Source organism: Streptomyces ziwulingensis (assembly GCF_039542605.1).
Classification (GTDB): domain Bacteria; phylum Actinomycetota; class Actinomycetes; order Streptomycetales; family Streptomycetaceae; genus Streptomyces; species Streptomyces ziwulingensis.
Genome location: NZ_BAABIG010000118.1, coordinates 1 through 4,423 on the forward strand (window position 1 = coordinate 1; position 4,423 = coordinate 4,423).

Consider the following 4,423-nt stretch of genomic DNA (forward strand, 5'->3'; position numbering starts at 1 on the left):
CAGCAACCGCCGCCCCATCCCCACCCACTGCGCACCCTGCCCCGGAAACACGAACACCGACTTGCCGTTCACGTCCGCCACCCCGGAGACCACCTGAGGGGTCGGTTCGTTCCGGGAGAAGGCGGTGAGCGCGTCGCGGAGTCCGGCGTGGTCGGTGCCGACGGCCACGGCCCGCTCGGCGAGGGCCGCGCGCCCGGTGACCAGGGCACGGGCCGTCCCGGCCGGGTCGGAGTCCGGGTGCTCGTCGGCGTACGCGGCCAGGCGGGCGGCCAGCTCGTGCAGGGCGGGTGCCGAGGCCGCCGAGGCGACCCAGGGCAGCGGCGTCGAGGCGGACCGCGCACCGGCCGGCGTGGCCGGGTCGCCCGCGGTCTCGCCCGACGGGTCCGAGGGTCGTCCCTCGTCCGCTGTGTCCTGCGGCAGGTCGTCCGGTGCCTCCAGGATGACGTGGGCGTTGGTGCCGCTGACGCCGAAGGCGGAGACGGCGGCCCGGCGCGGGCGGCCGAGGTCCGGCCAGTCGCGGGCCTCGGTGAGCAGGGCGACGCCGCCGGCGGACCAGTCGATGTGCGAGGAGGGCGCGTCGACGTGCAGGGTCCTGGGCAGCCGGCCGTGGCGGAGCGCCTCGACCATCTTGATCACGCCGGCCGCTCCGGCCGCGGCCTGGGTGTGCCCGATGTTGGACTTCACCGAGCCGAGCCACAGCGGGCGGTCGGCCGGCCGGTCCTTGCCGTAGGTGGCCATCAGGGCGTGTGCCTCGATGGGGTCGCCGAGCGGTGTGCCGGTGCCGTGCGCCTCCACCGCGTCGACCTCGTCGGGGCGGAGACGGGCGCCGGCCAGTGCCGCGCGGACCACCCGTTCCTGCGAGGGGCCGTTCGGCGCGGTGAGGCCGTTGGACGCGCCGTCCTGGTTGACGGCCGAGCCGCGCACCACGGCCAGTACCTCGTGGCCGAGCCGCCGTGCGTCCGACAGCCGTTCCAGCAGGAGCAGACCCACGCCTTCGGACATTCCGAAGCCGTCGGCGGCGTCGGCGAACGCCTTGCTGCGGCCGTCGGCGGCCAGGCCGCGCTGGCGCGAGAAGCCGATCAGTCCCTCCAGGGTGGACATCACGGAGGCGCCGCCGGCCAGGGCGAGGGTGCACTCGCCGGCCCGCAGTGCCTGTGCCGCGAGGTGCAGCGCGACCAGTGAGGAGGAGCACGCCGTGTCCACCGTGACCGACGGGCCTTCCAGGCCGAGGGTGTAGGAGAGCCGTCCGGACAGGACGCTGCCGGCGTTGCCGGTGACGAGGTATCCCTCGTCGGCCCGGCCTCCGGTTCCGTGGGTGCCGTAGTCCTGGCCGTGGGTGCCGATGAAGACGCCGGTGGGTGTGGCGTGCAGGCCGGACGGATCGAGGCCGGCCCCTTCCAGCGTCTCCCAGGCGACTTCGAGCAGCAGTCGCTGCTGCGGGTCCATGGCGAGGGCCTCGCGCGGGTTGATCCCGAAGAAGGCGGCGTCGAAGCCGGCGACGCCGGTGAGGAATCCGCCGCCGCGGACGTAGGTCTTGCCGACGGTGTCGGGGTCGGGGTCGTACTGGCCCTCGATGTCCCAGCCGCGGTCGGTGGGGAGTGCGCCGATGGCGTCGCCGTCGGCGTCGAGGAAGCGCCACAGGGCGTCGGCGGAGTTGAGGTCGCCGGGGAAGCGGCAGCCGGTGCCGACGATGGCGATGGGCTCGTCGAGGTGGCCGGCCCGGTCCGCGGCCGGGGTCGCGGGGGCGGTGGCGGGGGTGTCCTCCGTGGTGTCGTCGATGGCGAGTTCGGTCGCCAGGTGGGCGGCGAGGGCCGTCGGTGTGGGGTGGTTGAAGACGAGGGTGGCGGGCAGCCGCAGCCCGGTCGCGGCGCCGAGCCGGTTGCGCAGTTCGACGGCGGTCAGCGAGTCGATGCCGAGTTCCTTGAACGCCTTGCGGGCGTCGACCCCGTCGGCCGAGGCGTGCCCGAGCACCGCGGCGGCCGTGTCCCTGACGAGGGTGAGCAGGGTCTCCGCGCGGTCGGCGGCCGGCAGGGCGGCCAGCCGCCGGACGAGGCTGTCCGGTGTGCCGGCCGAGCCGTCGGCGGCGGCCCGGCGCGGGGCGCGGCGGGTGCGGCCGGCGGGTGCCAGGTCGCGCAGCAGGGCGGGGAGGTTCTCCTCCCGCACGTCGGTGACGTCGAGGCGCATGGCCACCAGGGCGGCCCGGTCGGTGGTGAGCGCCGCGTCGAAGAGCGCGAGGCCCTGTTCGGCGCTGAGCGGGCGGGTGCCGGTGCGGGCCATGCGGGCCAGGTCGGTGTCGCTGAGCCGGCCACCCATGCCCGCGGCCTCGGCCCACAGTCCCCAGGCGAGGGACACGGCGGGCAGTCCGAGCGAGTGGCGGTGCGCGGCGAGGCCGTCGAGGAAGGCGTTGGCCGCGGCGTAGTTGCCCTGGCCCGCGCCGCCGAGGACGCCGGAGGCGGAGGAGTACAGCACGAAGGCGGCGAGGTCGAGTCCGGCCGTGAGTTCGTGCAGGTGCCAGGCGGCGTCGGCCTTGGGCCGCAGTACGCGGTCCCAGCGCGCGTCGTCCAGTGCCTCGATGACGCCGTCGTCGACGATGCCGGCGACGTGGACGACGCCGGTCAGACGGTCCTCGACGGCGTGCACGATCGCGGCGAGGGCGTCCCGGTCGGCGACGTCCGCCGTCTCGGCCCGGACCTGCACTCCGAGTGCGGCGAGGTCGGCGAGCAGGTCCGCGGGGATGCCGGACCGGGTGACGAGGACCAGTTCCGCGACCTGGTGGGCTTCGGCGAGGTGCCGGGTCACCAGCCGGCCGAGGCCGCCGGTGGCGCCGGTCACCAGTACGGTGCCGCCGGCCAGCGGTGAGGGACTCGCGGGGGCGGCCGGCTCCAGGCGGCGCAGCCGCGCGACGAACCGCTGTCCGTCCCGTACGGCGATCTCGGGTTCGTCGGGCAGGCCGCTCACCGCGGCGGCGATCGACGCACCGGCCGCGTCCGGGGAACCGTCGCTCTCCACCAGCACGAACCGGCCGGGGTTCTCCGACTGGGCGGTGCGCACCAGTCCGCGTACGGTCTGCTGGGCGGGTTCGGCGGGCCGGACGACGACGGCGAGCCGGGAGTCGGCGGTCCGCTCGTCGGCCAGCCAGGCCTGGAGGGCGTGCAGGACGTCGAGGCCGATGGTGTGCGCGCGGTCCGGCTCGCTCCGGGAGGGGTCGCCGACGCCGGCGTGCAGGACGACCAGCGGCGGTGTCGGCGCGTCGTCGGTGATCCGGTCGTACGCCGCCCAGTGCGGGGTGTCGGTCGCGGTGGTCGCCGGCGCGGACGTCCAGGTGACGTCGAACAGCCGGGCGTCGTCCTGGGCGGTGAGCGCGCGGGGGTCCACCGGCCGTACGGTGAGTGCGTCGACCTCCACGACGGGTGCGCCCGTCTCGTCGACGCCTCGGAGGGACACGGTGTCGGGTCCTGTCCGTTCGACCAGTACGCGCAGCGAGCGCGCGCCCGTGGCGTGCAGTTTCACTCCCGACCAGGAGAAGGCCAGGCGGGGTGCGTCGGGGTCGGCGAAGAACGCGGCGGCGGCGAGCGGGTGCAGGGCCGCGTCCAGGAGGGCGGGGTGCAGGCCGTGGCCGTCCGTGCCGGGGACCTCGTCGGGCAGCCGGAGGTGGGCGTGGAGGCGTCCGTCGCCGAGCCGGACGGCCTCGACGGCGTGGAAGGAGGGTCCGTAGGCCACGGTCAGCCGGTCGTAGAACCCGTCGAGGTCCAGCGGACGGCCCTCGGCGGGCGGCAACTGCCACGACGCGCCGGGCTCGGCGCCGGGTTCGTCCTCGGCGAGGGTGGCGGTGGCGTTCTGCTGCCACGGACGGCCGGGGCCGGTCCGGGTGAGGAGTCGTACGTCGCGCCGGCCGCCGTCGGCCTCCGCGATGTGCACCTGGAGGTCGGTGCCGCCGCCGTCGGGGACGGTGATCGGGACGGAGACGGTCAGTTCCTCGACCGTGGGTGCGCCGATGCGGTGCCCGATGTGCAGCAGCGCGTCCAGCAGGGCGGTGCCGGGCAGCAGCGCGACGCCGGCGACCCGGTGGTCCGGCAGCCACGGCAGGGTCTTCTCGCTGAGCCGGCCGGTGAACACCGCGCTCTCGTGTGCGGCGCCGAGCTGCAGCCCGGCACGGAGCAGCGGGTGTTCGGCGTCGTCCAGCCCGGCGGCGGTGAGGTCGCCGGTGTCGCGGTCGGATTCGAGCCAGTACCGCTGGTGCTGGAAGGGATACGTCGGCAGTTCCGAGGGCCGCACCCGGCCCACACCCGCCCGCTCGAACAGCGCCGGCCAGTCGACCGGCACCCCCCGCACGAACACCTCACCCGCCGACAACAAGAACCGATCCAGCCCACCCTCACCACGCCGCAACGAACCCGACACCACCACCGGCGCCCGCGTCACC

General features: G+C 75.6%; 1 protein-coding gene. It reads right to left on the minus strand.

From position 1 onward, the window contains the following. The coding region (locus ABEB00_RS35640) for a type I polyketide synthase (protein WP_345624888.1) at window positions 1–4,323 on the minus strand (4,323 nt) is incomplete at its 3' end. Window positions 4,324–4,423 lie beyond the last annotated feature (100 nt).